Origin of the sequence: Frateuria defendens, from assembly GCF_001182895.1 — a bacterium.
GTDB classification, from domain to species: Bacteria; Pseudomonadota; Gammaproteobacteria; order Xanthomonadales; family Rhodanobacteraceae; genus Frateuria_B; species Frateuria_B defendens.
Genome location: NZ_LFQR01000088.1, coordinates 1 through 3,489, shown reverse-complemented (window position 1 = coordinate 3,489; position 3,489 = coordinate 1). Strand labels below are relative to the sequence as shown.

At 64.0% G+C, this 3,489-nt stretch carries 4 protein-coding genes; all 4 read left to right on the top strand.

All coding sequences use genetic code 11. The features are described 5' to 3' along the window. Positions 1-175: 175 nt before the first annotated feature. Positions 176-529, top strand: a complete 354-nt coding sequence (locus ACH65_RS12645; RefSeq protein WP_049622963.1) for a hypothetical protein — start codon at positions 176-178, stop codon at positions 527-529. Positions 530-614: 85 nt separating this feature from the next. Further along, entirely contained in the window at positions 615-779 is a 165-nt protein-coding gene (locus ACH65_RS19880) for a hypothetical protein (protein WP_153242588.1), read from the top strand. Positions 780-1,133: 354 nt separating this feature from the next. Beyond that, positions 1,134-1,994, top strand: coding sequence for a DUF4189 domain-containing protein (locus tag ACH65_RS12640; RefSeq protein ID WP_049622962.1), 861 nt, complete (start codon positions 1,134-1,136; stop codon positions 1,992-1,994). A 30-nt stretch (positions 1,995-2,024) separates the two neighbouring features. Then, the gene (locus tag ACH65_RS12635; protein WP_049622961.1) at positions 2,025-3,299 is read left to right on the top strand and encodes a peptidoglycan-binding domain-containing protein; all 1,275 of its coding nucleotides are present in this window, start codon (positions 2,025-2,027) and stop codon (positions 3,297-3,299) included. Positions 3,300-3,489 lie beyond the last annotated feature (190 nt).

Genomic DNA, 3,489 nt, shown 5'->3' with positions numbered 1-3,489 from the left:
GTCGGCCGTTTTTTTGCCAAAGCGTCGCGGCACTCACACGAGACGCAGCCGGACGGCGCCGGTTTTCGGGCATACCGTGACGCGCTTCAAGGGAACGGACCAGGAGCATCGCCCAGGTGTTGACCCTGTTTTGTTTGCGCCACCGATCTATGGATGGTGCCAACGATAGACGGCAATGGAGATGCCTGTCCGTGGCGAGCAGACCACCTCGAGCATGACGATACAAAGTGTCGCTGCGCTTGCCGACATCAGTGAGTCCTGCTGGGATGTACACGGATCGGTCTTCGAGCTTTCCAAGCCGCTCAAAAAAACCGCTCCCATCCATCGCATGGAGTCGATGATGTCCCTCCCCCTGCGCCCGCTGTTTTTCGCATGCAGCGCCTTGATCGCGTCGTTTTCACTTAGCGCCTCGACTTCTCACCCGGGAACGGCTCAGGGCGACAACGCCCCGCCGGCGCAGGTGTCGGCGCGGGAATCGAGCGAAGACTGCTTTACCGTGGGGAGACGTACAAAACGCGAAGCCTGCTAACGCGATAGGCCGCGCCAGCGAAATCGGGCCGACCTCGGCATATAGCCTGACCCATAGCACGGGCAATTCCGGCTGGTCCGTCGGCATGATGCAGACGGACCTGAGCAGCAACGCCAACCACAAGGAAACCGTATCGGCGCTGCTGAGCGGCTACCAGGCATGGGCGCCAAAGGAACAGCAGTTCAACACCCAGGAAATTGCTTCCTTGTCCGAGCGTTTGAACAAGGGCGGGCAAACCGGCAATGCTTGACCGCGAAAGAGCAGTCACGCCTGGACACCTATCTGCGCTCCGATACGGGACGAGCATCCGTCGGTGGAAGCAGGTACAAGACACGCCGCCAACACCGCCGGAACAAGCCCCCTCGCAGGCCCATACCCAGGACCAGGCCCCACCACCATCCGGGCCGCCGGGCCGCCCCTGCGCATGGCGTAACTTTCCGCGGCGGTGCCTCGCCGTACAAGTCGCGCCACACGCATGGCCGGGCCGGGTGGGGCTGCAGGGTCTGATCCTGCGAAGAGCCTGCGTGTGTAGGCTGTGACAATTTGCTCATTTGGCCATACCCCGCCTGGGTAGACTGGCCATCTCACAGAAGGAACCGGGTGCATGAAAAGAGCCCGCCTGCTCGCGGCCATGCTGGCCGTTTCCCCGCTCTCCGTTCTGGCCGCACTCCCGTCGCCCCGGGCGCCGGCCGAGGTTGCCGCCACGGCGCCAGAGGGCACAACGCTTCTGGCGTTCGCCACGAGCGGCGACCAGCCCCATGCCGATGCGGCGGCCGTGTTTGAAACCCGCCCCGACAAGGAAGGGGTGCGCCACCGGACTCTGGTCCTGTTCGGAAAAAATGACGGCCGCTTCGTCGAGGACTTCTCCAGCGACAGGCTCATCGCCTGCTCGATGTGCAGCCAGTTCCACGATGACCCGTTCGATGCGGACTATCTCAAGGTCACGCCGGGGCGGGTGCGTATCGTCCAGATGGACGGTGGCGAGAAGCCTTCCACCACCACACTGGATCTCGCTCGCCAAGCCGGCGTGTGGCACGTGAAGGCAGCCAGTCGGCGGACGGTGGAGATGGGGCGATACGACGAACGGGTCGAGCGCCTCCTCCTTCCCACATCCGGCCTGGCTAAGGACATGGACGCCCAGTGGCATGTTCCGGTCTACCTCAACACCCTCCTTGTGAACCGGAAGAACGGCAAGTTCATGTTCCTGCATGGGCATCCGACCGTGGACGCGATGTGGGAAAGCCAGAAGGGCGACTGCACCAGGCAGGACTGCACGGTGCTCGCCCAGCAGCAGGACGGCTGCATTTCCCTCGTGCGGGACGAGTCGGCGCGGTCGTTCGGCGGCGAAAGTCCGGACCCCAAGGGCGAGCAGCAGGCGGCGTCACGGGCCATGGCCGCGTGCAATGCGGCAGGTGGAAAGGCCTGCAAGGAAATCCGCACCGACTGTACGAGAGGCATTCTTTGACGGCCGAAGGGCCATGGCGAGGGAGGCGATATGGACGTCTTATCGGACAAGAAAGTGACCCGCCTGGTGGCAGCCCAGGGCAAGACCCGCGTCTATGAGATGGAGGACCTTACCTGGATGACTGCCCGAGACGGAACCGTGGCCTGGCGGAACAACAATCCCGGGAACCTCAAGTTCGAATTCAAGGGAAGCGCCGACCACACTGTGCAGACGGAACGCACGAAGGAAAAGGCACTCGCGCAGGCGCAGGGCAAGTACAACGGCATCGTGGACCTCGACCAGTGGGGCAATGCCATCTTCGAGAGCTACGAGGCGGGGCGGGAAGCACAGAAGAAACTCATTCATGAGCGCTTCTCGGAGAGCACGGTGGAGGAACTGGTGAAGGGATATTCCAAGGCGGACTACAGCGGGGCGACCCACCATGCCAACCAGGCGGCTGTCATCTATGCGACCGCCGAGGCCGAAGGGTTCGATCTTCATGGAAAGAAGGTCAAGGACATGACCCTGGAGGAAGTCAACGCCCTTGCCGACGGCGTGGCCCGTGCCGAGTATTGGAAAGCCGGCACCACCCGGCAGACGCCGCCCTTGACCGACGACCAGTTGCGTGAAGCGCTCCACAGCCGCCCCCAGGTGGCGTTCGACCACCCGCTACCCGCCCATACGCATGCCCGCAGGCAGGGTGACCGGGGTGAGGCGGTCGGGTATTTGCAGGAAGATCTCGCGGTCCTTGGTTTTACTGCCCGGGATGGCAATCCCATCAGCACGGACCGGCACTTTGGCCCCCGCACCCGGGAAGCGGTCGAAGCCTTCCAGCAGGCGCATGGGTTCCATGCCGACGGCGTGGCGGGTCCTGCAACCCTCGCGGCCATCGCCAACGCAAAAGCGCATGCCCAGGCGCCCGTATCCGACTTCCTTGATGCCCGTCACCCTGCCCATGGCATCTATGAGCAGGCGTTTTCCTGTGTCGCCCGCATCGACGAGGCCCAGGGACGCAGCCCGGGTCCCCACACGCAGAGGCTTGCCGGCAGCCTCACTTCGGCGGCGGTCGCGGCCGGGTTCAACCGCATCGACCATGTGGTCCTGTCCGATGACGCCAGCCGGAGTTTTGCCGTGCAAGGCGACCTCAAGTCTCCCTTCAAGCAATACACGGAAGTCGACGTCATGCAGGCCATCCGGACGCCGCTTTCCCAAAGCAGCCTGGAGGCGGCCACATACATGCGGGCAGCGGCCCAGCCGCAGGCGCAGCAGGTCCAGCAACCCGTGCCGGAGCCAGTGCAGCAACAGAGCCCGTCGATGGTGCGATGACGCACGCGGAGAAGAGGCCGATGGGGCCCTTCTCCGTTGCAGGCGGAATGGGCTCAAGGCCCCTTGGACTATGTTCCCGGTCAGCGCCCCACGGTATGGGGGAAAGCGGCGCCTGATTGCATTGGGCCGATGTGCCGCCCGGTGGCGTCACGTGTGAGTGCCGCGACGCCTTGGCAAAAAAACGGCCGAC

Coding starts and splice junctions, on each gene's coding strand:
- ACH65_RS12645 (WP_049622963.1), top strand. CDS start 176: ATGGAGATGCCTGTCCGTGGCGAGCAGACCACCTCGAGCATGACGATA.
- ACH65_RS19880 (WP_153242588.1), top strand. CDS start 615: ATGATGCAGACGGACCTGAGCAGCAACGCCAACCACAAGGAAACCGTA.
- ACH65_RS12640 (WP_049622962.1), top strand. CDS start 1,134: ATGAAAAGAGCCCGCCTGCTCGCGGCCATGCTGGCCGTTTCCCCGCTC.
- ACH65_RS12635 (WP_049622961.1), top strand. CDS start 2,025: ATGGACGTCTTATCGGACAAGAAAGTGACCCGCCTGGTGGCAGCCCAG.